Genomic DNA, 23432 nt, shown 5'->3' with positions numbered 1-23432 from the left:
ATGAACGAGTTCGCTGGATCCGCCTCCGTATTCGGCGCGGTGCATCTGGGCTACATTGCGGTGCGGTCGAATCGGATCGCGGACTGGCGGCGCTTCGGCGCCGACGCGATCGGCCTGCATGTCGACGAGATCGACGGTGGCGCATTGCGTTTCCGGCTCGACGACCGGGAGTGCCGATTCCTGATCGAGCGCGGGCCCGCCGAGGACGTGACCGCGCTCGGCTGGCAGATCGACGATCACGAGACCTTCGACCGGATCATCGCGCGGGTGGCCGATCGGGGCGTCCCGATCGCCGAGGGCACGGCCGAGCAGGCCGCCCGCCGTGGTGTGGAGCGACTGTGGCGGTTCGCCGGGCCGAAAGGCATTGCGCAGGAGATCTTCACGGTGCCGGTCACCACCCCGGAACCGCTGCGCATGCTCAGCTCCGGCTGGGTGACCGGCGAGGCCGGGCTCGGGCATGTGGCCATGGTGTCGCGGGAACCGGAGGCGATGCGCGGGTACTACCGGACCGTCTTCGACTCGCGGCTCACCGACTACATCGACGAGAACATCTCCGGATTGCGGATGAAGATCCGATTCCTGCGGGTCAACGAGCGGCACCACTCGATCGCGATCGCCAATATTCGCGGCATCAAGATCGATCCGCTGCGGACCAGCGTGCAGCACATCAATATTCAGTCCGCGACGCTCGAGGACATGCTGGCCGCGTTCGGGCGGGTCACCGAATCGGGCTTCCGGATGCAGTGGTCGGTCGGCCAGCACACCAATGATCGGGAGCTGTCGTTCTACTGCGTGACCCCGTCGGGATTCGAACTCGAGGTGGGCTGGAATCCGCTGGTGATCGGGCCGGAACTCGAATCCACCTGGGAGCCCACGACCTATCGGGGCATCAGCGTCTGGGGACACACGCCGGTGGGGGAGACCGTGCTCGGCAAGTTCGCGCAATTCCGTCGGGCCCTGCGCAACGCGGGCACGCCCGAGATCACCGTTCCACAGCTCACCGGAGTACCGCTATGACGCAGACCGACCACGACGTTGTCGTCGTGGGCCTCGGACCGACCGGCCTCACCCTGGCCAATCTGCTCGGACGACGCGGAATCAGCGTCCTGGTCCTCGAGCGCGAGCCCGAGTTCTACGGCATGGCCCGCGCGGTCTACACCGATGACGAGGGCATGCGCGTCTTCCAAACCGCCGGTGCGGCAGACGAACTGGCCGCCGACATGAACATCGACTCGACCGTGCAGTGGGTGCGCGGCGACGGCCGGGTGCTGGCCCAGTTCCACCGGACCGACCGCCCCCTGGGCTGGCCGATCGCGAACTTCCTGTACCAGCCGTATCTGGAGAACACCCTCGAACGGGCGCTGGGACGCTACCCGCACGTCATCGTGCGGCGTGGGCGCGAAGTCCTGGACTTCGGGCAGGACGCCGACGGGGTGTGGGTCGAACACGCCCGGTGCCGCGGCACCGAATACGGCAAGACACCGCCCGACACCGATCGGCGGACCGCGCAGCGCGTGCGCGCACGGTTCCTTGTCGGCTGCGACGGGGGCCGCAGTGTGGTGCGCGCGAAACTTGGAATCGACATGCGCGGCACCAGCTTTCCCGAACGCTGGCTGGTGGTGGACCTGAAGGCTCGCGACGGCGTGGACGCCTTCGGGCACCTGCCCTACTTCGACTTCGTCTGCGATCCGCAGCTGCCCATCGTGTCCTGCCCGCAGCCGGGCGGCCATCACCGGTTCGAGTTCATGCTCACCGCGGACCAGACCAAGGACGAGATGGAGGACCCCGACACCGTGCGCCGCCACATCGCCCGATTCGTGGACCCCGATCAGGTCGAGGTACTGCGCAAGCTGGTCTACACCTTCAACGCCGTGGTCGCCGACCGCTGGCGCGAGGGGCGAGTGCTGATCGCGGGCGACGCCGCCCACATGACTCCGCAGTTCATCGGCCAGGGCATGAATTCGGGGGTGCGCGATGCCGACAATCTGTCCTGGAAACTCACCGCGATCCTGAAACACGGTGCGGACCACAGGATTCTGGACACCTACGAATCCGAACGGCGACCACACGCCAAGGCCATGATCGACCTGTCGGTCCTGAACAAGAACGTCGTGTCGCTGCGCCACCCACTGGCCGCCGGGGCCCGAGACCTCGCCCTCACCGCGGCCACCCGGCTCCCCGGACTCGGTGGCTGGATCAGGGCCGCGAAATTCAAACCCGCCCCGCGCTTTCGGCGCGGCGCATACCTGGGACTGCCGCGGCGGGGATGGCGCGGCATCGAGGGCACGCTCGCGCGGCAGCCGTGGGTGCGCAGCTTCGACGGCCGGGAACTCCGCTTCGATGACGCACTGGGCCTGGGCTTTTCGCTGCTCGGCTACGGAGTCGATCCACGGGACGGACTCAGCGACGCGGATATGGCGACCCTGCACGCGGTGGGCACTCGCTTCATCACCCTGTATCCCGCCGGGGGCAGGCCACAGGGCCGCCCCGGGATTCGAGCGACCGTCCCCGACACCATCGATATCGAGGACCACACGGGCGCGCTCACTGCCTGGCTCGCCAAGGGCGGCGTACGGCAGGGCGGCGTGATCCTGCTGCGTCCCGACCGGTTCGTCTTCGGCGCGGTCGCGCGTGGCAGGGCGAGGGAACTGGTCGCGGCCTTGCGGACCCAACTGTTCGAAACCGGTGGCGAGCCAGGGCCACCGGTGATGGCACAGGATGCCGGGCACTTGGGAGGTTCGAGTTCGGCGCGGGCGCACCCGGAGGTGGGAGTGCCGGTGGCCGGGGACTTCGGTATGGCGCTGTCCGCATCGACAGCCGGGAGATCAGCGGATGCGGACCCGGGCGAATCGGATGCGGTGGATGGTTCTGGCGCGCAGTGCAATTCGGCATCGCTAGAAATGCCCGGCGCGGAATCGGCTATCAAGGAGGAGGTGTGATGACCACGGTCGCAGTGGATTCACCGCAGATCCGGGCTGCGGCCGAGCGGCTGGCCCGGGCGATCAGCAGCGCAGAGCCGGTCGCTCCGGTGCGGGATCTCATCGGACCTGACGATGTCACGGCCGCGTACGCGGTGCAGCGGATCGGGGTTCGGGAGCGGATGGCGGCCGGTGCGCGGGTCGTGGGCCGCAAGATCGGGCTCACCTCGGCGGCGGTGCAGCGGCAGCTCGGGGTGGATCGGCCGGATTTCGGGGTGTTGTTCGACGATATGAATGTCGCGGACTACCCTGCGGCGCAACGTCCCCCGCTGCTACAGCCGAAGATCGAAGCGGAGTTGGCGTTCGTCCTCGGCGCCGATCTCGACGGCGAGCAGCTCGATGCGATCACCGTGCGTGGCGCGGTCGACTACGCCGTCGCGGCACTCGAGATCGTGGACAGCCGGATCGCGCGGTGGGACATCAGTTTCGCCGATACGGTGGCCGACAATGCCTCGAGCGGATGGTTCGCACTGGGTGCGGAGCGGCTCTCGCTCGACGAGTTCGAGCCGCGCGATATCGCCATGAGCATGGCCGTCGACGGCGAGATCGTCTCCACCGGAACGGGTTCGGCATGCCTGGGGGATCCCTTGCACGCGCTGGCCTGGCTGGCCCGCACCGCACGCGACCTCGGCGATCCGCTGCGCGCGGGCGAGATCGTGCTCTCCGGTGCGCTCGGACCCATGGTACCGGTGCGAACTGGTGCCCGGGTCCGCTCCGAATTGTTCCATGGCACCGAGCTTCTCGGCTCCGTCGACTTCGCGCTGGAGGAGCAATGACCCGCGTGAAGGTGGCGGGTGCGTGCTCGAGCCTCGTGTGTCACGCCGAAAAGGCCTCCGCCACTTATGGGGTGGACGTGAGGGCCCTGCGCGTGGAGGCGGGGCGGCGCGGTCTGATGGGAGGTCAGCGATGAGGGCGGGGTCAGATTTGCGGCTGTGGGGGCAATTCGGCGCTGGTCAGTTTTTCGGCGGCGCGCTTGGTCATGCCGAACATGCGCAGGACGTGGAAGGTCATTTCGTCGGTGAGTGCGCCCGCATTGGCGTCGGGGCGCGCATCGAGGAGTTGGAGCAGGCCCAGCAGCGCGCCGCCCGCGGCCATGACGGCCATGTCCGGATCCATGGGCTCGAAGCGGCCCGCCTTCTGGGCGGCAATGATGTCGTGGCGGGCGCGCGGGGCCAGTCCCTCCTCGCGCAGCAGCACGGACAAGCCCGAATTCAGGATCACCCGAACGCCTTCGGGCAGCTGCCGCTGCAGGCGACCGGTCATGCGGAAGCTGACGGCGAACACCTCGGCCGGGTCGTCGTAGCGGGCCACGATCGCGTCGCGCATCTCGCTGTAGACCAGCAGCACCGAGCGGACGGCCTCGTCGAAAAGCTCGTCCTTGGACGCGAAGTGGTTGTAGAACGACCCGAAGCCGACATCGGCGGCCTCGGTGATCTCCTGAATACTCACCGCGGAACGCCCCTCCGACAGGAACTTCCGCGCCGCGCCCAGCAGGGCATTGCGGGTGCGTTCGCGACGCCGATCGGTGCGGGTGCGCACCTCGGGTGTTGCGGCCATCGGCTCCCTCGTTCCGGTCGAAACTGCCAACAGAATCGTATCTGAGGAAAGTATCAGAGGCGATAACGATCATGATCGACCACGCGTGCCTCGGTCATGTCAGCGAAAGGTCAACTCCGTGACAAGCTCTCGGCGGGGATCCCGGTTCACCCTCAACCGTCGCAGCGCCCTGGGTGGCGGCCTGCTCGGCGTGGCCGCGGCGGCGCTACCAGTCGGCGGGGCCACGCGGGCGCGCGCCCAGCAGCCCGCGCCGACCGGCACCTATCGCATCGACCTGCACGCGCACTTCCTGCCGCCGGATTATCGGGCCGCGCTGCTCGAACACGGGCATCTCACCATCGGCGGGTACCCGACGCCGGACTGGTCGCCCGAACAGGCCATTGCGTTCATGGACTACTACGGGATTCAAGCGCAAGCGCTCTCGGTGTCGGATCCCGGTGTGTCCTTCCTCAGCGGCAAGGAAGCGGCCGATATGGCTCGCTACTGCAACAGCTATGCCGCGGGACTGTTCGCGTCGAATCCCAAGCGGTTCGGCGCGTTCGCGGTGCTGCCCATGCCCGACATCCCGGCCTCGATCGAGGAGGCGATTTATGCGCTGGACAACCTGCGCCTGGATGGGGTGATCCTGTTGTCCGCCTACAACGGGGTGTATCTGGGCGACCCGCGCTTCGAGCCGCTCATGGTCGCGCTGAACCAGCGCAACGCCTACGTCTTCGTCCACCCGGCGGCCATACCCGACACCGCCAAGCCCGGACTTCCGCTGCCGGACTTCCTGGAGGAGTTCACCTTCGACACCACGCGGGCGGCCACCATGATGATGGTCACCGGAATGACCCAGCGCTATCCCAACATTCGCTTCCAACTCGCCCACGCGGGCGGCACCGTCCCGTTCCTGTCGCACCGGTTGAGCGTGGCCTCGCAATCGGTGCTCGGCCAGCTGTGGCCCGATGATCTGCCCCGGCCCTCGATCCTCGACACCAAGAAACAGATCTCGCGGTTCTACTACGACACCGCGCTGAGCGGATCGGCCGCCGCCATGGCCGCCGTGCTGCAGGTGACCTCGCGCGACCACATCGTGTTCGGCTCGGACTGGCCCTTCAGCGCACTCACGTTGCCGCAGACCGGTTCCCACGATCCCGCACCCGGACTCAGCGATATCTTCGACGCCGATCAGCGTATGGAGATCGAGCATGTCAACCCGCTGCGCCAGTTGCCCAGGCTGGCCGTGGCCCTCGACGCCTGACTGTGAGATGACGCCCGAGTGTGAAATCTCTCGGCCTGAGCGCAAGGGTGGGTATGCGCGCAAACCGGTGGCAGACTCGGGCGTATGACGACTGCCGATTGGGCCGAAGTTGATCGCTATCTGGTCGAAACCCTCGTGGGGCACGGGGATTCGGCCACTCTGGAAGCCAATGCGGCGGCGGGGCTGCCCGCCATCGATGTGTCGCCGCCGCAGGGGAAGTTCTTGTATTTGATCGCCAAGTCCGCGCGGGCGCGGCGGGTGCTCGAGATCGGCACGCTGGGCGGGTACAGCACGGCGTGGCTGGCTCGGGCGGTGGGGAAGTCCGGTCAGGTGGTGACGCTCGAATTCGAGCCGAAGCACGCACAGGTGGCGCGGGAGAATCTCGATCGCGCCGGTGTGGGGGAGCGGGTGGAGATCCGGGTGGGTGCGGCGCTGGATTCGCTGCCGGTGCTCGCCGAGGAGCAGCCCGAGCCGTTCGATCTGGTGTTCATCGACGCCGACAAGGTCAACAACGCCAACTATGTGACGTGGGCGCTGCGGCTGACGCGGCCCGGGTCGGTGATCATCGTCGACAATGTGGTGCGCAAAGGCGGTATCGCGGACCCGGATTCGCCTGACGCGGCGGTGCGGGCCAGCCGGGAGGTCATCGAATTGATCGGTGCCGAGCCACGATTGGACGGGACCGTCCTGCAGACCGTGGGCGGCAAGGGCTGGGACGGATTCGCCTACGCGGTGGTCGTGGGCGACGACGACTGAGTCGGACGTCACTCACGCGGGGTGAGCTGGGCATATCTTGTCCGGCCCACCCGATCCGCGGTATTTGCTGAACGATTGCCTCGCATTTGGGTGATTCGGTCAATACGGTCGTACCAATGAGCGAACCGTACGGCCCGACCTTCCCGCCGCCCGCTTTCATGGCACCCCGGGAACCTGATGGGAAACCGGGTGTTGTCGAGCGGGTTCGCCGGGGCGTCCTCGTGGTCGCTCCGGTCGCGGTGCTGGTGATGGTGGTCGGCGTGCTCGCGGTCGTCATCTATCGCGGCGAGCATCCGCGCGGCGTCGACTCCGATAAGGACCAGCGGGCCCATGTGTCGACCTCGGCCTCGATCGTTCCGGCCCTGCCGGTCGAGCGCGCCTCGTAGCGTCCTGTCGGGCAATCGATTTCAGGCTCCAGGCGATTGCTCCGGATTCGCCGCCAATTCCTCCCAGTAGTCCACGTACGCCTGTTCGTGCATGATGCCCAGGCGCAGCACCCGGCCGCGGGAGACCGCGCGCTCGCTGTCGTTCGGGTCGATCTGGGCGTAGAGCTCGCGATAGAGCTCCAGCCAGCGGCGGTGCTCAGCGGCCTGATTGCGGGCCAGCGCCACCACATCACCCGGATCGCCGAGATCGGCGAAGAACAGCTTCAGCTGTGCGGGGTCGCGGGTTTCCGGCTGGGGTGAGGTCGGGTCGCCGAGCCAGCGGGTGAGTTCGGCGCGGCCCGCCTCGGTGAGGTGGAAGACCCGGCGGCGGCGTCCGCCCGCCTCGGCCTCCTCGCGCAGCAGCCCCTGCTCGGCCAGGCGCGGCGGCACGCGATAGAGCTGTGCGTGCGGGATGGGCCAGAACTTCTCGACGCTCTCCTCCAGGCGGACCTTGAGGTCGTAGGGGGTCAGCGGTCCGTGCCGGGCAATGAGCCCGAGCACAATGTGGTCCTGGGGGCCGAGTTCGGCCATGCCGCACTCCCTTTCGCTCGCATCAGGTTGACACGGTATCAATGAGACTATACCGTTGCCCGGGCAACAGTATCAATGAGACTATAGGAGTGACGATGCGGGACTTCGGCATCGAGCTGTACGAACGCTGGGCTGCCATCTGGAACCGGGAACTTCCGGTCGAGGACGTCATGGCCCCGGAGTTCACGCTGCGCTACGCCCAGCCGGGTGTCAGCGTCTACGACGACATTCACGATCCGGTCGCCTTCGCCGAGCAGATCGAGGTGTTCCACAAGCAGATTCCCGGGCTGGTGTTCGCCCCGCAGGGCGTGCCGGTCGTCGAGATGGACGAGACCGGCACCGGGCTGGTGGCTCAGCCCTACGGTGTGACGATCACCCGGCCCGGTGAGAAGGTGGTCGAGCTGAGCGGGACCGATATCCTGCGCGCCGAGAACGGCCGGATCGTCGAGGTGTGGTCGGTGTCCGGAGGACTCGGCGGGCGCAGCTTCTACGCTTAGCGGCATGTCGAAGCGCCGCCGAGCCCAGCCGATTCCACAGGATTGCCCGTGCGGTCTGCCCGCGACCTACGCGGAATGCTGCGGGCGGCTGCATCGGGGCGAGGCGCAGGCGACCACGGCCGAACAACTCATGCGATCGCGCTTCAGCGCCTTCGCGGTGCGCGACGAGGACTACCTCCTGCGCAGCTGGGACCCCCGAACCCGGCCCGCCGACGTGGATTTCGACCCGGCCCTGCGCTGGGACCGGCTCGAAATCCTCGGCGCGACCGGCGGCGGACCATTCCACACCGAGGGCACGGTGGAATTCCGGGCCCACTACCGAGTCCACGGCGCGGCGGGCGAGCTGCACGAGAACAGCCGCTTCCGCCGCGACCAGGGCGCGTGGGTCTACCTCGACGGCGACATCCGCAACTGAACGGCTGCGACGGCGAATCGTCCACCCCGGCGAAACATCTCGCGCGACGATGCACATCGAGCGCAGTTGCAGAGCGTGCAATTGTGCGCGAGATGTCAAGTCGGGGTGTATGTGGCGGCCTGGTGTCACCCGCGGAAGCGGGGTGAATCAGCGGGCGGCGCGGGACTCGAAGCCGTCGCAGAGGTCGGCGAGGCCGGATTCGAGGAGGTGTTCGGGGGTGAGGAGGGTGAGGTCGCCGGAGCCTTCGAGGGGGGCGAGGGCGGAGGGGGTGGGCCAGTGGGGGTCACCGTCGAGGAGGGCGGTGAGGCCGGAGCGTTCCTCGGCGGTGCTGTCGCGGCCCGGCAGGAGGCGAGCGCTGACCTCCTGGAGGGCGACCCCGGCGATATAGCTCCAGACCGACAGCGACATGCGGGTGGCCTCGCGGGTGTCGACGCCCAGTTCGGTGAAGCCCTCGACCAGCCAGCTCAGCACGATCAGGCTGTGCTCGCCGAAGTTGTAGCGCGGCACCGCGAAGGTGAACAACACCCACGGATGTTCCTGGTAGAGCCGCCAGTCCACCTCGGCGGCAATGCGCACGCGGTCGCGCCAGGTCCAGTTCTGGCCCTCGGCCGGGGGATAGGGATTGCGGCGCGAGACCTCGTCGGTCATGGCCGCCAGCAGGGTGTCCTTATTGGGGATGTGCCGGTAGAGCGACATGGCCCCGGCATTCATGCGCTCGGCGATGCGACGCATGGACAGGGCGTCGAGTCCGGACTCGTCGGCCAGCGTGATGGCGGTGTCCACAATGGCGGCCCGGGTGAGCTTGGCCTCGGTCATCGGACGAATTCTTCCCTTCCCGCACCGGTTATGCGTACACTGTACCCTTGTTGCGCGTACGTCGTACGCGTGAATCTCGATTCCAGCCCGCGATCAGCCCGAAGGATAGGTCATGACGAGTACCCTCGCGCGTCCCGACGCGAAGACGCCGCGCCGTGCCTGGGCCGGTCTGGCCGTGCTGCTGCTGCCGGTGCTGCTGGTCTCGATGGATATGTCGGTGCTGTACCTGGCCATGCCGACGCTCACCCAGAGCCTGGATCCGTCTGCGACGCAACAGCTCTGGATCCTCGACATCTACGGGTTCATGATCGCGGGCCTGCTCATCACCATGGGCAATCTGGGTGACCGGATCGGGCGGCGCAATATTCTGCTCGCCGGTGCCACCGTCTTCGGAATCGCCTCGGTGCTGGCCGCTTTCGCCCCGAGCGCGGGCGTCCTCATCGCGGCGCGGGCGCTCATGGGCATGGGCGGCGCGACGCTGCTGCCGTCGAGCCTGGCGCTGATCTCCACGCTGTTCCCCAATGATCGGGCCCGGGCCACCGCCATCGGCGTGTGGACCGCGTTCTTCGCGGGCGGGTCGGCGGTCGGGCCGATCATCGGCGGCGTGCTGCTGCACCACTACTGGTGGGGTTCGGTGTTCCTGATCAATACGCCGGTGCTGTTGGTGCTGTTGGTCTTCGGTCCACTCCTGCTGCCCGAGCATCGCGCGGCCGGGCGCGGACCCCTCGATTGGGCGAGCGTGCTGCTGTCCATCGGCGGCATCCTGCCCATCATCTACGCCATCAAGCATTGCGCGGCCGAGGGATTCGATCTGCCCTCGCTCGGCATCGGCATCCTCGGCGTGCTGCTGCTGACCGCGTTCATCCGCCGCCAGCGGCACCTGGCCGAACCGCTGCTGGATCTGAGCCTGTTCAAGCGCGGGCTGTTCTCGGTGGCGATCGGTTCCAGCACGGTCGGCATGCTGTCGCTGGCCGGTATGAGCTATCTGACCAGCATGTACCTGCAGTCGGTGACCGGCCGCGACGCGCTGCAGTCGGCGCTGCTCGGGATTCCGAGTGCCGTGGTGGTGTTCGTGTTCTCCATGAGCGGTGCGCGCATCGGTCGCACGCTGGGCACCAAGACCACCTTCGTGCTGGCGTTGAGCATGGCCTCGCTGGGCAACCTCCTGCTGCTCGGAGTCGGGGTGGACGGTGGAGTCGGCTGGTACATCGCGGGTTCCGTGGTGGCGGGCATCGGCTTCGGCATCGCGTTCACACTGGTCTCCGAGGTGTCGGTGTCCTCGGTGCCGCCGGAGCGGGCCGGGTCGGCGGTCGGCATCTCCGAGACCAGCTTCGAACTCGGCAATGGTCTGGGCCTGGCGCTGCTGGGATCCCTCGCCGCGCTGGTGTTCCGGTCCGGCGGGAACTTCGCGCCCACGCTGGGGGAGACCCTCAATGACGCGGGAGACAATGCGGCGCTGATCGATTCGGCGCGCGAATCCTTCGTCACCGGCATGCATGTGGCGACCACGACCGGCGCGGTGCTGCTCGCCGGAATGGCGGTCGTGGCCTGCTTCGCCAAGCCTCGATCGTGAACCGGCCGGGCGGGCTACCCTCGAAACCGTGGCCGAGCACGACGCCCCGAACACCGCGAACCAGGTTGGGTCCAATGGCCGTCCCTTGGCGGAACGCGTAGCGACCAAGATCTTCTATCCCACCTCCCGCCCGCGCGCGAAAGCCTTGCGCGAGGCGGTCTCCGACACCGTGGTGCTGGTGACCGGTGCCTCGCACGGCATCGGCAAGGCGGCCGCCAAGAAGCTGGGCGGGGCGGGTGCGACGGTGCTGCTGGTCGCGCGCTCGCAGGAGGATCTCGACGCCGTCGCCGCCGAGATCCGAGAGGCGGGCGGCACGGCGTTCGTGTACAGCGCGGACATCACTGAATTCGATGCCGTGGAGGAGTTGGGGCGCGCCCTGCTGGCCGAGCACGGCCGGGTCGATGTGGTGATCAATAACGCGGGCCACTCGATTCGGCGGCCGCTGGACGAATCCTATGACCGCTTCCACGATTTCACCCGGACCATCGACGTCAACTACCTCGGCCCGGTGCGCCTGCTGCTGACTCTGCTGCCGAGCATGCGGGAACGCGGCCGCGGGCACATCGTCAACATCTCGACCTGGGGTTTGCGCATGCCGCCCGCGCCGCGCTGGTCGGCCTACGGTGCGTCCAAGGGGGCCTTCGACATCTGGTTGCGCACCGTGGCAACGGAAATCGCGGCCGATGGCGTCACCACCACCTCGGTGTACATGCCGTTGGTCCACACCCGCATGAGCGCGCCCACCGACTTCTCCGGCGTGCCCGGCCTCACCGCCGACGAGGCCGCCAATCTCATCTGCCATGCCGTCGTCGCGCGGCCCCTCGAGATCTCGCCCTGGTGGACCGGTCCGGTCCAGGCCTGGACGGATTTGCGCCGAGGTGCCGCGCAACGCTTCATGGAACGCGGATTCGGCCGCCGGTCAGGGGATTAGCACCACCTTGCCGGTGGTCTCCCGACCTTCGAGGGCGCGGTGCGCCGCCGCGGCGTCCGCCAGCGGAAAGCGGTGCACCGCGGGACGTAGTCGTCCGGCCGCGGCCTCCGCGAGCGCGCGAGTCTCCAAGGCGCGCAGACCGCCCGCGCGCTCGAGCATCGGCGAGCCCAGTACCGTCTGCGAGGTCACGCCCCGCTCCGCCAGCTCGCGCTCATCGAACTCGACCCGGCCGCCGGACCAACCGAACACCAGCCGCACGCCACCCTTGCCGAGCAGATCCACACCGGCCCGGGCGATCTCACCGCCGACTCCGTCGAACAGCAGGGTGGCGGGACGGTCCCCGTATCGCGCCCGGACGGCATCGGGCCACGACGGATCCAGATAGTCCAGCGCCAGGTCCGCGCCGTTCTCGAAAACCTGGTCGGCCTTGGCTTTCCCGCCCGCGAGCCCGATGACCGTGGCCCGGGCCGCGGCGAGATACTGCACCAGCAGGGTCCCGATGCCACCCGCCGCCGACGGCACAATGGCCACGGTCTCCGGACCGATCTCGGCGAACCCGAGAATTCCCAAGGCCGTCCGCCCCGTCCCGATCATGGCGACCGCGGCCCCCGCGTCCAGCGCCTCCGGAATCTCGTGCAGCCGTTCGGCTTCGGTCACCGTCAGCTCGGCGTACCCGCCCGGGGCCTGCCCGATATGGGCGACGACCCGACGGCCCACCCAACTCTCCTCGACACCGGGCCCGACCCGCTCGACGGTTCCCGCCACCTCGCGTCCGGGAATCGTCGGCAACTGTGGCAGGGGCATCGGCCCGCCTTCGATCCCTTGCCGCAGTGCGGTATCCAGCAAATGCACACCCGCCGCCTCCACCGCTATCCGCACCTGCCCGGCCCCCGGCTCCGGATCCGCCACCGCCTCGTACCGCAGATTCTCCGCCGCCCCGAACTCATGAAGTCGAATGGTACGCACAGCAACTCCTCCACCTAGTCATCCAATACCGCCTCCACCCTGCAACCTCGAGCTTGGTTCAGGTCAATTCGAGTAGAACCCCTCATGTAGGCGATCTTGATCACGGTGACCATCGAGGCATGACGATTACTGCATCCAATCTGCGGCGGGGCACCGGGTGGTTCTTCGGTGGGATCGCGGCAATCCTGTGGGTCTACCCGGTGGGCGCCTACCTCCTCATCCTCAGTGCGCTCTCGAGCGCCGACACTCGATGTGATGTCGAGTCGAACCTGCATCCCCGACTGAATCCGGGCGGTATCCCATGGGTCATTGGATCCGGATTGTTCTGGGCCGCACCGTTCGTCGTTCTCGCCCTGGTCCGCCGCAATCGGTTGACCCTGGCCCTCGCCGGAATCGCGTCGGCGATTTCGATCGCTTTCATGGCCGTGTTCCTTCTTCACCCGCAGCAGGGATTTTGCTGGTGAAGTCCGGTAGCTCCAGCGCCGCCAGCCGGACGGGGTCGGTGATGATGGTGATGGCCGTGATGCGGTGGTGGGCAATGGTGAACGAGCTCAGTGATAGCGGGGTACCGTCCTCGCGCCAGGCGAGGTAGCCGGGGAGGCCGTCGACCAGGACCGGGCGGTGGTGGGCGACTTCGCCGGAGAACATGCGGGCGCGCGAGGCCACCTCGGTGGCGCCGAGGGTGACGAAGCTGCCGCCCGGGGTCTCGACCCTGAGTTCGACCTCGGGATCGAGAACACGCAGCAGCGCTTCGAAATCGCCACCCAGGGCGGCACGGCGGAAGGCCTGGGCCACCTCGCGGTGCGCACGTCCGGTACCCGTCGGCCGGTCGGTGGAGCGCACCTTGCGGCGGGCGCGGCTGGCGATCATCTTCGTCGCATCGGCGGATTTGCCCAGGATCTGACCGATTTCGGCGAAGGAGACCCCGAACATATCGTGCAGGACGAAGGCCAGCCGCTCACTCGGTGCGAGTGAATCCAGCACCACCAGCAATGCCAAGCCCACCGAATCGGCCAGTGCCACATGGTCGAGCGGCTCGGGCGCATCGTCGACTACCAGAATGTCGGATATCCCGTCCTCGTAGGACAACTCGGATCGGGTGCTGCGAGAGCGCAACAGATCCAAGCTGATTCGCCCGACCACCGTGGTGAGCCACCCCGAGAGATTCTCGATGGCCACCGCATCCTGGCGGGCCAGGCGCATCCACGCTTCCTGGACCACGTCCTCGGCGTCGGCATGGGATCCGAGCATGCGGAAGGCGACCGCGCGCAGCCGCTCCCGCTGATCCTCGAATGCCTCGGTCACCAGGTTCCCCGGCCTGGTCTGCATGTCATCACCTTCCATTGCGCTGCTGGCGCAGCGAGATTCGATTGCCATCGGGATCCACGGCCTCGATCCGGACCCCGAACGGATAGTCCACCGGTGCCTCCTCGCGGAAGGTGACACCGCGCTCGCGCAGGATCTCGAAATCCCTGCGCAGATCCTTGGACTCGAGAATGATCGGCCCGGGTGCGGCGACATCCTCGGCGGCGACCGGTTGGCCCGCCGAGGACTCATGCGACCACAGAATGATCTCGATCGGGCTCCCGGGCGTCTTGACCGTGAGGAATCGGCCGTCGGGCCCGGAGTAGTCGGCATGCTTCTCCAGGCCGAGCCCCTCGGTGTAGAACTTCAGGGCGCGATCCTGATCGGTGACATACACGGTCACGTACAGCACGTTGGTCAGCACGAGGGTCTCCATTCGTCGGTTTCCACGACCTCGGTGTTTCGGTCGTCGCTTATATGACGAACGGGCACCCGAAAAGGTAACCGACGAACCCGAATCGGCCCTGTCGGACCACCGCTGCCGAGCCGTCGCCCCTGCGCTGCCAGTAGCCTATTGCCCTGTGGTGCATGCGAATCCGCGTCTTCTACGGTGGGGAACGAGTCTCGGGAGTCAGCGGTGAAGCGCCTACTTTTTCTCATCCTCGCGATCGTCGTGGCCGGTTCGACGGTCGACTACGGTCGGTCGGCGGGCCACCTGGGCGCCGTCGTGGTGGCGGGCGTCGTGGTCTCGCTGCTCCTGATCGCCAAGGCCGTGGAATAGCCCGCCCCCCAACTCGAATAGCGTGTGGGGCGCACACTGGTGACATGGACCCTGTCGTCGCCCTGCGTCAGATTGCGTTCTTCAAGGATCGAGCCCGCGAGGACCCCCGACGGGTCATGGCCTACCGCAATGCCGCCGACATCATCGAACGACTCGACGACGCGCAGCGCCAGCAACTGGGCCGCGCCAATGATTGGCAGTCCCTGCCCGGTATCGGACCCAAGACCGCCGCGGTGATCGCCCAGGCCTGGTCAGGTCGCGAACCCGACGCCCTGACCAAGCTGCGCATCTCGGCCAAGGACCTGGGCGGCGGCGAACTACGCGCCGCGCTCAAGGGCGACCTGCACCTGCACTCGAACTGGTCCGACGGTTCGGCCCCCATTGCCGAGATGATGGCCGCAGCCCAGGCCCTGGGCCACGAATACTGCGCCCTGACCGACCATTCACCCCGCCTCACGGTGGCCAACGGTCTGTCGCCCGACCGCCTGCGCCAGCAACTCGATGTCCTCGACGAACTCCGCGAGCGGTTCGCCCCGATGCGCATCCTGTCCGGTATCGAGGTGGACATCCTCGATGACGGCACTCTCGACCAGGAACCGGACCTGCTCGACCGCCTCGACATCGTGGTCGCCAGCGTCCACTCCAAACTGAGAATGGAGTCCGCCGCCATGACCAGGCGCATGGTCCGCGCGGTCTCGAACGCCCGGGTCGACATCCTGGGCCACTGCACCGGCCGTCTCGTCGAGGGCAATCGCGGCACCCGCCCCGAATCGACCTTCGATGCCGAGCAGGTCTTCACCGCGTGCCGAGATCATGGCACCGCCGTCGAGATCAATTCCCGCCCCGAGCGCCGGGACCCGCCGACCCGCCTGCTGAAACTGGCCTTCGACATCGGCTGCGACTTCTCCATCGACACCGACGCCCACGCCCCCGGCCAACTCGACTTCCTCGGTTACGGCGCCCAACGAGCCCTCGACCTCGGCATTCCCGCCGCCCGAATCATCAACACCCACCCCGTCACCGACCTCCTCGCCCGCACCAAGGCATAACAAGATGAGGGTGCGGTCAGCGGTTGGTGAGGAGCACGAAGGTCGCCAAGGTCGCGGTGGCGATGGCGAAAGCGCCGTGGGCCAACACGACTCGAATCGGGAGGTTCGTGGCGCGGCTGGCTCGGTGCGCCGCGCCCGGGCCGTCCAGGGCGGCCGAGTGGGACCGGTAGGTGGGTATCCAGCGCACGAACATGGTCGCGCCCAGGGTTGCCGTGACGGCGAGGAGGGCGACCGCGGAGGTGGCGAGGCCGTGGCTACCGACGAAGACGAAGGTGGTCCAGGCGGCGGCGGTGATCAGCGCGAGTGTCACGTGCCCGAAGACGAGTGCGGGCGGGAGCCGCCGGTGGCGTCCGTGGCGCACGCGTGCCCGCCGCACCTCGCTTCGGGTCAGCCACGCGCCGAGAATCAACGCCCCTGAGATCGCGGTGCAGACGAGCATCGCCAACGCTGCGTACCTCACCTCTACGAGCGTAGGTGATGGTCACGGACCGCCGGTTCGGAATTCAGCAAACTCCGAGGAAAATCGTTGCGGCCCAGCAACGTTCGAGTACAAGGCAGCGGTTCGCCTACTTCGCGATCGCCTTGCCGCCGGAGGGGCCGACCGCGAACCAGGTGCCGCCGACACCCTGGCCATTGAGATCGCCCGGCTTCTGATCCTTGGAGAAGTAGTAGACCGGCCATCCGCCCACGGTGATCTGGCAGGAGCCGTCGGCACGCTCGATGAATCCCGCCTGCGCCGGATCGACGCCATTGAGATACAGGCCCTGGCCGCGCTTGACCAGCAGCGGAGGCCAGGTGACGGCGCAGTCGCCACTGCAGTTGGACCGCGACGGCTTCGGTGTGTCCTTGTCGAAGCGATACAGCGAGCGGCCCTCGGCATCGGTGACTCGCGGGCCGACCGTCGGATCGGTGAGCACCCGCAGTTGGACCGCGTCGGTGCCCTGCGGCGCGCTGCCGCTGTAGATATTGAGCCACCCCTGCGTCTTCACCAGTTGCGGTGTGGTCACCGACGTGTTCGGCGCGGAAGTGTCCGCGACCGCGGTCGGCAGGCCCGCAACGGACAGCGCGGCCGACGCGGCGAAGGCGACGGCGGTCGCGCCGAGGGCGGTGAGAAGACGGGACACGGTATTCCTCCGAAGTTCGATTGCCTTGTTGGTGAAGGCAATTCTTCGGCCGACCCACCGAAAGTTCTGTTCCCTCGGCGACACCGGTTGTGTATCCGCCACGACACAACCGAACACGCATTGCGGCTCGCTCGACGCGGCCGCTTAGGATCGGCCCATGCGTTATCCGGATGTGGGCCGATGAGTCTGGCCACGCTGCTCACCCTCGCTGATTCGCGATTGCCGATCGGTGGGCATGTGCATTCCGGTGGGGTCGAGGAGGCGGTGGCCTCCGGGCTGCTGCGGGACGTGGCCGGGGTCGAGCTGTATCTGCGGCGGCGGATCAGGACCTCGGGATTGGTCGCGGCATCGCTCGCCGCGGCGGTCTGCGCCGGAACGTTGGAGCCCGGGCGGGCCGAGCTCGAGGCCGATGCTCGGATGCCATCGCCGTCGGCGCGGACCGCCTCGCGCGCGCAGGGGCGGGGGCTGTTGCGGCTCGCGAAACAGGTGTGGCCGGACGGGGATTGGGGTGCGCTGGGTTCCCGCCCGCACATTTCGACGGTGTTCGGCGTGGTCGGGACCGTCTGCGCGGCGTCGCCCGAGGACATTGCCGCCGTCACCGTCTACACGACCATGACCGGTGCCGCGACCGCCGCGCAGCGTCTGCTCGCCTTGGATCCGGCGGCCGTCGCCGCGTGCACGATCCGGCTGGCCCAGGTGTGTGACGCCACCGCGCAGGAGGCGGTCAAAGGCCTTGCCGCGCTCTCGGATCCGCTGCAGGACGTGCTGGCCGAGCGGCATGTGCGCCGCGAGATGCCATTGTTCGCGTCCTAGCCGGTCGGAGCCCGGGTTACATCGGGTTTACACCGCTGCGCCAGGATGAGGGAGGAAAGGAGCGAACATGCCACCTCACCTCATCGACGGGGAACCGCACGATCACAGTCACGACCGCCCCAAGCGGGAGCGGACGCCGGGGGAGCCGCTCCGGATCGGGATCGGCGGACCGGTCGGGTCGGGGAAGACCGCGTTGACGGCCGCGCTGTGCCGTCAGCTGCGCGACGAACTGTCGCTGGCCGTGCTGACCAATGACATCTACACCACCGAGGACGCCGACTTCCTGCGTCGGCACGCGGTGCTGCCGGACGAGCGCATCACCGCGGTGCAGACCGGCGGGTGCCCGCACACCGCCATTCGCGACGACATCACCGCGAACCTCGACGCCATCGACGATCTGATCGAGGCGAACCCGCCCCTGGATCTGATCATCGTCGAGTCGGGCGGCGACAACCTGACCGCCACCTTCTCCTCGGGCCTGATCGACGCCCAGATCTTCGTGGTCGACGTCGCCGGTGGCGACAAGGTCCCGCGCAAGGGCGGGCCGGGTGTCACCTGGTCGGACCTCCTGGTCATCAACAAGACCGACCTGGCGCCCATGGTCGGCGCGGATCTGAGTGTCATGGACCGGGATTCGACCAAGGTGCGCGAGGGGCGGCCGTTCGTATTCACCTCGCTGACCGAGGATCCGGCCGCGACACCGGTGCTGGCCTGGGTGCGCGAGCAGCTGCGCCTGGCCGCCGAGCAGGACGCGGCCGCTGCGAATTCGGCGGCGGGCAGTGCCCATTCGCACTGAGCTCCGCATCACCGCGACCGCCGGGACGCTGCCGCACATTCACGCGGTCGGCGGCCTGGCGGCGCGGCGCACCGGGATCGACACGGTGCACCTGATCGGCACGGCCGCCACCCCGCTGGGCGGCGACGTCCTGGATATCGTTGTCTCCGTGGGGAAGGGCGCGCGGCTGGCCGTGCGCTCGGTGGCCGCCACCATCGCGCTGCCCGGCCGCGAGACCCGGAAGTCGGTGGCACACTGGCAGTTCGAGGTCGCCGCGGGCGGGGAGCTGGATTTCGATCCGGAGCCGACCGTCGTCGCGGGCGGCGCGGAACACGAGACGTTCACCACCGTGCGCCTGGAACCCGGTGCGCGCCTGCGGCTTCGCGAGCGCGTGCAGATCGGCCGCACCGGTGAGGACCACGGCTATTGGAGTGGTGAACTGACCGCGGACCTCGGCACGACACCCCTGCTGCGGCATCGTCTCGAACTGGGTTCGGACGCCGTCACCGACGACGCCCTGACCGATCCGCGTGCAATGGAGAGCGTCCTCACCTATCCGGACGAGCGGCCCGCCGACACCACCGGCCTGGACGCGGCCCTGCTGCCCTTGGCTGCGGGCGGCACGCTGTTCACGCGCACCGCCCGTCTGCTCACGGTCTGACCGCTTCCCGGAAACGCCGCCGGGCGGCACGCTCATCACGTACCGCCCGGTTGTCGATAGCCCTGTGGCCGAACGACTCTCAGCACTCGGTGAGATTCACCGCGAGCCCACCGCGCGCGGTCTCCTTGTACTTGACGCTCATATCCGCGCCCGTCTCCTTCATCGTCTTGATGACGTCATCGAGGGAGACCTTGTGGCTGCCGTCGCCGCGCATGGCCATCCGCGCGGCGGTCACGGCCTTCACCGCGGCCATGCCATTGCGTTCGATGCACGGGATCTGCACCAGGCCGCCGACCGGGTCGCAAGTCAGGCCGAGATTGTGTTCCATGCCGATCTCGGCGGCATTCTCGACCTGTTCGGGTGTGCCGCCGATGGCCTCGGCGAACGCGCCCGCGGCCATCGAGCACGCGGACCCGACCTCGCCCTGGCAGCCGACCTCGGCACCGGAGAGCGACGCGTTCTCCTTGATGAGCATGCCGATCGCGCCCGCGGTGAGCAGGAATCGGATGATGCCCTCCTCGTCCGCGCCCGGCACGAAATTGACGTAGTGCGAGAGCACCGCGGGCAGCACACCCGCCGCGCCATTGGTCGGCGCCGTGACGACCCGTCCGCCCGCCGCGTTCTCCTCATTGACGGCCATCGCGTAGATGGTGGTCCATTCGGTGCGGTGCATCATCGGATCGCCCTCGGCGCGCAACTGCCGTGCCGAGGCCGCGGCGCGTCGTCGCACCTGGAGTCCCCCGGGCAGTATCCCCTCACGAGACAGCCCGCGGGTGATGCACTCCTGCATCACATTCCAGATGTCGAGCAGTCCGCGCCGAATCTCTTCCTCAGTGCGCCAGGCCTTCTCGTTCTCCAGCATGAGCGAGGAGATCGACAGCCCGGTCTCGCGGGCGAACTTCAGCAGCTGCGCGCCGGTGCTGAACGGGTACGGCAGCACCGTGGTGTCGTCCTTGTCGGGATCCGCGCACACCGAGTCCTCGTCCACCACGAACCCGCCGCCGACCGAGTAATACGTCTTCTCCAGCAACGGGATTCCGTCGCGGTCGTAGGCGAACAGGGTCATGGCATTGGCGTGGTACGGCAGCGCCCGGCGCATGTGCAGGATGAGCTGGGTCGGCTCGTCGAACGGAATCTCGTGCGTATCACCGATTTCGGTGCCCAGCAGCCGCAGCCGTTTGGTGCGCCGGATGCGCGCCACGTCCTCGTCGGCGACATCCGGATCGACGGTGTTGGGGGAGTGCCCCTCCAGTCCGAGCAGGACCGCCTTGGGCGTGGCGTGCCCGCGGCCGGTCGCGCCGAGCGAACCGAACAACTCGACGCGGACCGAGGCGGTCTGGGACAGCAGGCCGTCTTCCTTCAGGCGATTGGCGAAGAACTGCGCCGCGCGCATCGGGCCCACCGTGTGCGAGGAGGACGGGCCGATACCGATGGAGAAGAAATCGAAGACCGAGATGGCCATGACGGGACCTTCTGCTAGGACGTGGATGGGAGGGATTGCTCAGGCGTGCTGCAGCGTGCGATCGCGCTCGGTGCCGATGATGTCGTCGAGCGGAACGATCTCCTGCTCCGGCTCGGCGTCCAGCACCGGATCCGGGCCCGGCAGCCCCGACTCGTGTGCCTTCACACCGGCCCGCACGGCCCAGTAGTAGGTGGCCAGCGCGGCCACGGCGACCAGCGCGATATCGACGCCGCCCGGAATCAGGCCGCTGCCACCGAATTCGGGCGAACCCAGGGCGGACACGGTCGCCATGAAGATCAGGAAGGCGATCATCCACCACGCCGGAGCGAGCTGCCGGGCGACGGTGCGCTCACCGCGACGCCACAGCACGGCCACCGCGATCGGCACGGACAGCAGCGTGATGAACACGATGCGACCGGTATTGGGCCAGTGCGTCCAGTACAGCGCGCAGGCGGCGAGAGTGAAGGCGAGCGGGGTGATGACATTCGCGGCCGGGAGCCGGAAGGGCCGCGGCAGCTCGGGCTTGGTCTTGCGGAACACGCCCACCGCGATGGGGCCGATCAGGTACGAGATGACCATGGCCGCGGAGACGATTCCGGCCAGCGCGTGCCAGCTGTGCCCGACGGTCAGCAGCAGGATGAGCGAGAACGCGAGATTCAGCCACATGGCCGGGCGTGCGGTGCCGTACTTGGGGTGCGACTCGGCCAGCTTCTTGGGGAAGAATCCGGTCTGCGCCAGGTTCTGCACCATGTACGAGGCGGAGGCCGCATTCGCGATGTTCGCGCCCGACGGCGAGATGAACGCGCCGAACTGCAGCATGATCACCAGCCAGCCGAGCATGAGCAGCTTGGCGATATCGACGAACGGCGAGTTGAAATTGATTCCGACCCAACCGTGTTCGGCGAGCTGCTCCGGCGGGACCGCGCCGATGAAGGCGACCTGCAGCAGCATGTAGATGACCAGCCCGATCGACAGCGCGCCGACCAGCGCGGCCGGAATGGCCCTGCCCGGATTCTTCGCCGCGCCACCGAGATTGACCACGGCCTGGAAACCGTTGAAGGCGAACACGACTCCGCAGGTGCTCACCGCGGTCAGCACCGCGGACCAGCCGTTGGGCGCGAAACCGCCGTAGCCGTGGAAGTTCTCGGTGTGGAAGCCCGAGGCGATGAGGGATACGACCGCCAGCACCGGAATGCCGAACTTGACGGCGGTGAGCAGGTTGTTCACCCGGGCGAGCAAGCCCACCGACCAGTAGCAGCACAGCCACAGCACCACGGTCAGCACGAACGCCATGCCCATGCCCGCGACGGTCAGCGAGCCATCCTCCATCAGGCCCTGCGCCCAGGAGAAGCTCCACGACGACATGTACTGCGTGCTGGCAATGGATTCGATGGGAATCAGGGCCGCGACCGCGATCCACACCGCCCATCCGGTAATGAAACCGAGCACCGGGCCGTGCGAGATGGAACCGAAGCGGGCCATGGATCCGGGGAACGGGTAGGCCGCGCCCACCTCCGCGTAGGACATGGCGATCAAGCCTATGAACACCGCACCGATCACCCAGGCGATAATCGCGGCCGGTCCGGCGACCTGGGCGGCCTGCCCGGCTCCGAAGAGCCAGCCCGATCCGAAGATCGAACCAATGCCAATCATGATCAGGGCGAACAGACTCAGCCCTTTGCGGTTCGGTGAGGGAATGTCCATGCCTTGGACACTACGGAGCAAACACTCCCTGTTGAACGGACAAATGTCCTCAGTAGCACCGCGATTGCGGGACGTCAATGCCCCGGCCGCACGCCCTGCAAATCACATTTTGGGCATTGAGCACATGATCGGCAACACACCCGAACCGGTCCCGATTCGAATTCCCGTGCCGCACAGTCGCGTGCGCGGCGGGAACCGGACCTCACCGCCGGTTCCCACCGCGTGCGCACATCTGTCAGCTGAAGCGGCTGTCGTCGTTGATGATTCAGTCGCCGACGACGCGGGGTGGTGCGTTGAAACTGTTCACCGCGCCCACCATGGCACCGACCGCGGCACCCGCGGCGGCGGCGGGAACGGCGATGACCGCGGCACCCACGGCGGCACCGAGGGCGGGACCGGCGACCAGACCGACCGGAACGAAACCGGCGCCGACGACCAGACCCAGCACGCCGCCGACGGCGGCGGAGGTGAGCTCGATCGGGGCGGCGGTGGCGGCTCCGGCGACAGCGCCCATGGCGGCGGTGCCGATGGTCTGCCCGGCAATGCGGTCGGAGCGCGAACGCTCCATGCCGATCGAGTCGAGGAAGGTGGCGAGATTCGCCTCGACCTGAGCGGCATTGTCATTGATCTGGATCGCCTGTTCCTTGTCGATCCAGTCGGGAGCCGGGACCTGCACATCGCCGAACCGGAACATACCGGGCGGCGGGGCGATCGGCGGCACGGCCGGAACCGGGGCGGGCGGATGCAGCACGCCGACGGGGGCCAGGTAACTCTTGTCCGGGGCCGGGCGCGACCACTGGATGGAACTCTTGGTATCGCTCGGAATGTGCAGGCCCTCATAGGGACTCACATTCGGAGCGTCAGCGGCGGGCCACTGGGGCTTGGGCGCGTCGTCGTGCTGCGCCGCGGGCGCGACCTCGGAGGGGGCGGCATTGGCCACACCGGATCCGACGATCGCCAAAACTAGCGGGACCGCGCCTGCCGCCACCACATTGCCGACTTTATTGCGATGGGGGTTCAGTGCTCGGTGCTTACCTGCGGCCATGCAGTGCCTTTCTTTTCAATGGATA

At 67.8% G+C, this 23432-nt stretch carries 28 protein-coding genes; 17 read left to right on the top strand and 11 right to left on the bottom strand.

The window, feature by feature from the left end; genetic code table 11:
- Genes VMT40_RS28165 through VMT40_RS28150 form a run of 4 tightly spaced genes read left to right on the top strand, consistent with a single transcriptional unit; the run spans position 1 to position 3888 of the window.
- Entirely contained in the window at positions 1 to 1017 is a 1017-nt protein-coding gene (locus VMT40_RS28165) for a VOC family protein (RefSeq protein WP_326361896.1), read from the top strand.
- Positions 1014 to 2939 (top strand): bifunctional 3-(3-hydroxy-phenyl)propionate/3-hydroxycinnamic acid hydroxylase MhpA, encoded by a 1926-nt coding sequence (mhpA, locus tag VMT40_RS28160; protein ID WP_326361895.1) that lies wholly within the window; start codon positions 1014 to 1016, stop codon positions 2937 to 2939. The genes VMT40_RS28165 and mhpA overlap by 4 nt, the downstream gene beginning before the upstream one ends.
- Positions 2939 to 3754, top strand: a complete 816-nt coding sequence (locus VMT40_RS28155) for a 2-keto-4-pentenoate hydratase (RefSeq protein WP_326361893.1) — start codon at positions 2939 to 2941, stop codon at positions 3752 to 3754. Before mhpA ends, VMT40_RS28155 begins: the two co-directional genes overlap by 1 nt.
- Positions 3751 to 3888 carry a hypothetical protein gene (locus VMT40_RS28150; RefSeq protein WP_442790068.1) on the top strand — a complete coding sequence of 46 codons (138 nt, stop codon included), beginning with the start codon at positions 3751 to 3753 and terminating at the stop codon, positions 3886 to 3888. Before VMT40_RS28155 ends, VMT40_RS28150 begins: the two co-directional genes overlap by 4 nt.
- Before the next feature lie 8 nt (positions 3889 to 3896).
- On the opposite strand, the gene VMT40_RS28145 is transcribed toward VMT40_RS28150, so the two are convergent.
- Positions 3897 to 4535: a TetR/AcrR family transcriptional regulator gene (locus tag VMT40_RS28145; RefSeq protein WP_326361892.1), complete on the bottom strand. Its 639-nt coding sequence runs from the start codon at positions 4533 to 4535 to the stop codon at positions 3897 to 3899.
- Between the two features lie 118 nt (positions 4536 to 4653).
- On the opposite strand from VMT40_RS28145, the gene VMT40_RS28140 reads away from it, so the two are divergent.
- The 3 genes from VMT40_RS28140 (at position 4654) to VMT40_RS28130 (ending at position 6920) form a co-directional block, all read left to right on the top strand.
- On the top strand, positions 4654 to 5778 hold the full coding sequence (locus VMT40_RS28140) for an amidohydrolase family protein (protein ID WP_326361891.1): 1125 nt from the start codon (positions 4654 to 4656) through the stop codon (positions 5776 to 5778).
- An 84-nt stretch (positions 5779 to 5862) separates the two neighbouring features.
- Positions 5863 to 6534, top strand: coding sequence for an O-methyltransferase (locus tag VMT40_RS28135; RefSeq protein WP_326361889.1), 672 nt, complete (start codon positions 5863 to 5865; stop codon positions 6532 to 6534).
- Between the two features lie 116 nt (positions 6535 to 6650).
- Positions 6651 to 6920 (top strand): hypothetical protein, encoded by a 270-nt coding sequence (locus VMT40_RS28130; protein WP_326361888.1) that lies wholly within the window; start codon positions 6651 to 6653, stop codon positions 6918 to 6920.
- Between the two features lie 21 nt (positions 6921 to 6941).
- Here the strand turns inward: VMT40_RS28130 and VMT40_RS28125 are convergent, their stop codons facing one another.
- Positions 6942 to 7490: a PadR family transcriptional regulator gene (locus VMT40_RS28125; RefSeq protein ID WP_326361886.1), complete on the bottom strand. Its 549-nt coding sequence runs from the start codon at positions 7488 to 7490 to the stop codon at positions 6942 to 6944.
- Between the two features lie 89 nt (positions 7491 to 7579).
- Here VMT40_RS28125 and VMT40_RS28120 point away from each other — a divergent pair, with 89 nt between their 5' ends.
- Together VMT40_RS28120 and VMT40_RS28115 are read left to right on the top strand one after the other, a co-directional pair.
- Positions 7580 to 7987 carry a nuclear transport factor 2 family protein gene (locus VMT40_RS28120; protein WP_326361884.1) on the top strand — a complete coding sequence of 136 codons (408 nt, stop codon included), beginning with the start codon at positions 7580 to 7582 and terminating at the stop codon, positions 7985 to 7987.
- A gap of 4 nt (positions 7988 to 7991) precedes the next feature.
- Positions 7992 to 8402: a YchJ family protein gene (locus VMT40_RS28115; protein WP_326361882.1), complete on the top strand. Its 411-nt coding sequence runs from the start codon at positions 7992 to 7994 to the stop codon at positions 8400 to 8402.
- 147 nt (positions 8403 to 8549) lie between these two features.
- Here VMT40_RS28115 and VMT40_RS28110 read toward each other — a convergent pair whose 3' ends face one another.
- Positions 8550 to 9218, bottom strand: a complete 669-nt coding sequence (locus VMT40_RS28110) for a TetR/AcrR family transcriptional regulator (protein WP_326361881.1) — start codon at positions 9216 to 9218, stop codon at positions 8550 to 8552.
- A gap of 112 nt (positions 9219 to 9330) precedes the next feature.
- On the opposite strand from VMT40_RS28110, the gene VMT40_RS28105 reads away from it, so the two are divergent.
- On the top strand, positions 9331 to 10791 hold the full coding sequence (locus tag VMT40_RS28105) for an MFS transporter (protein ID WP_326361879.1): 1461 nt from the start codon (positions 9331 to 9333) through the stop codon (positions 10789 to 10791).
- A gap of 28 nt (positions 10792 to 10819) precedes the next feature.
- Positions 10820 to 11722 carry an SDR family NAD(P)-dependent oxidoreductase gene (locus tag VMT40_RS28100; protein ID WP_326361877.1) on the top strand — a complete coding sequence of 301 codons (903 nt, stop codon included), beginning with the start codon at positions 10820 to 10822 and terminating at the stop codon, positions 11720 to 11722.
- Here VMT40_RS28100 and VMT40_RS28095 read toward each other — a convergent pair.
- Positions 11711 to 12688 (bottom strand): zinc-binding dehydrogenase, encoded by a 978-nt coding sequence (locus VMT40_RS28095; protein WP_326361876.1) that lies wholly within the window; start codon positions 12686 to 12688, stop codon positions 11711 to 11713. The two genes, VMT40_RS28100 and VMT40_RS28095, sit on opposite strands and share 12 nt — an antisense overlap.
- A 119-nt stretch (positions 12689 to 12807) precedes the next feature.
- On the opposite strand from VMT40_RS28095, the gene VMT40_RS28090 reads away from it, so the two are divergent.
- On the top strand, positions 12808 to 13152 hold the full coding sequence (locus tag VMT40_RS28090; RefSeq protein ID WP_326361874.1) for a hypothetical protein: 345 nt from the start codon (positions 12808 to 12810) through the stop codon (positions 13150 to 13152).
- On the opposite strand, the gene VMT40_RS28085 is transcribed toward VMT40_RS28090, so the two are convergent.
- Positions 13106 to 14017: a sigma-70 family RNA polymerase sigma factor gene (locus VMT40_RS28085; RefSeq protein WP_326361872.1), complete on the bottom strand. Its 912-nt coding sequence runs from the start codon at positions 14015 to 14017 to the stop codon at positions 13106 to 13108. The two genes, VMT40_RS28090 and VMT40_RS28085, sit on opposite strands and share 47 nt — an antisense overlap.
- A 4-nt stretch (positions 14018 to 14021) precedes the next feature.
- The gene (locus tag VMT40_RS28080; RefSeq protein ID WP_326361870.1) at positions 14022 to 14417 is read right to left on the bottom strand and encodes a VOC family protein; all 396 of its coding nucleotides are present in this window, start codon (positions 14415 to 14417) and stop codon (positions 14022 to 14024) included.
- A gap of 213 nt (positions 14418 to 14630) precedes the next feature.
- Here VMT40_RS28080 and VMT40_RS28075 point away from each other — a divergent pair, with 213 nt between their 5' ends.
- Both VMT40_RS28075 and VMT40_RS28070 read left to right on the top strand, forming a co-directional pair.
- Positions 14631 to 14774: a hypothetical protein gene (locus VMT40_RS28075; RefSeq protein WP_326361868.1), complete on the top strand. Its 144-nt coding sequence runs from the start codon at positions 14631 to 14633 to the stop codon at positions 14772 to 14774.
- Between the two features lie 44 nt (positions 14775 to 14818).
- A complete protein-coding gene (locus VMT40_RS28070) occupies positions 14819 to 15823 on the top strand; it encodes a PHP domain-containing protein (RefSeq protein ID WP_326361867.1) in 1005 nt (334 codons plus the stop codon).
- A gap of 16 nt (positions 15824 to 15839) precedes the next feature.
- Here VMT40_RS28070 and VMT40_RS28065 read toward each other — a convergent pair whose 3' ends face one another.
- Positions 15840 to 16283, bottom strand: a complete 444-nt coding sequence (locus tag VMT40_RS28065) for a hypothetical protein (protein WP_326361866.1) — start codon at positions 16281 to 16283, stop codon at positions 15840 to 15842.
- A gap of 106 nt (positions 16284 to 16389) precedes the next feature.
- On the bottom strand, positions 16390 to 16947 hold the full coding sequence (locus VMT40_RS28060) for a hypothetical protein (RefSeq protein ID WP_326361865.1): 558 nt from the start codon (positions 16945 to 16947) through the stop codon (positions 16390 to 16392).
- A 180-nt stretch (positions 16948 to 17127) separates the two neighbouring features.
- On the opposite strand from VMT40_RS28060, the gene VMT40_RS28055 reads away from it, so the two are divergent.
- From VMT40_RS28055 to VMT40_RS28045, 3 genes are all read left to right on the top strand, one after another.
- On the top strand, positions 17128 to 17760 hold the full coding sequence (locus VMT40_RS28055; RefSeq protein ID WP_326361863.1) for an urease accessory protein UreF: 633 nt from the start codon (positions 17128 to 17130) through the stop codon (positions 17758 to 17760).
- Between the two features lie 67 nt (positions 17761 to 17827).
- A complete protein-coding gene (ureG, locus tag VMT40_RS28050; RefSeq protein WP_326361862.1) occupies positions 17828 to 18556 on the top strand; it encodes an urease accessory protein UreG in 729 nt (242 codons plus the stop codon).
- Positions 18546 to 19196 (top strand): urease accessory protein UreD, encoded by a 651-nt coding sequence (locus VMT40_RS28045; RefSeq protein WP_326362768.1) that lies wholly within the window; start codon positions 18546 to 18548, stop codon positions 19194 to 19196. Before ureG ends, VMT40_RS28045 begins: the two co-directional genes overlap by 11 nt.
- Positions 19197 to 19275: 79 nt before the next feature.
- On the opposite strand, the gene VMT40_RS28040 is transcribed toward VMT40_RS28045, so the two are convergent.
- The 3 genes from VMT40_RS28040 to VMT40_RS28030 form a co-directional block, all read right to left on the bottom strand.
- On the bottom strand, positions 19276 to 20658 hold the full coding sequence (locus VMT40_RS28040) for an L-serine ammonia-lyase (RefSeq protein ID WP_326361860.1): 1383 nt from the start codon (positions 20656 to 20658) through the stop codon (positions 19276 to 19278).
- 39 nt (positions 20659 to 20697) lie between these two features.
- Entirely contained in the window at positions 20698 to 22362 is a 1665-nt protein-coding gene (locus VMT40_RS28035) for an APC family permease (protein WP_326361858.1), read from the bottom strand.
- Between the two features lie 265 nt (positions 22363 to 22627).
- A complete protein-coding gene (locus tag VMT40_RS28030) occupies positions 22628 to 23407 on the bottom strand; it encodes a hypothetical protein (protein WP_326310553.1) in 780 nt (259 codons plus the stop codon).
- Positions 23408 to 23432 lie beyond the last annotated feature (25 nt).

The organism is Nocardia sp. CDC160, from assembly GCF_035818795.1.
Lineage (GTDB): Bacteria > Actinomycetota > Actinomycetes > Mycobacteriales > Mycobacteriaceae > Nocardia.
This window is presented reverse-complemented; position numbering and strand designations above follow the sequence as displayed.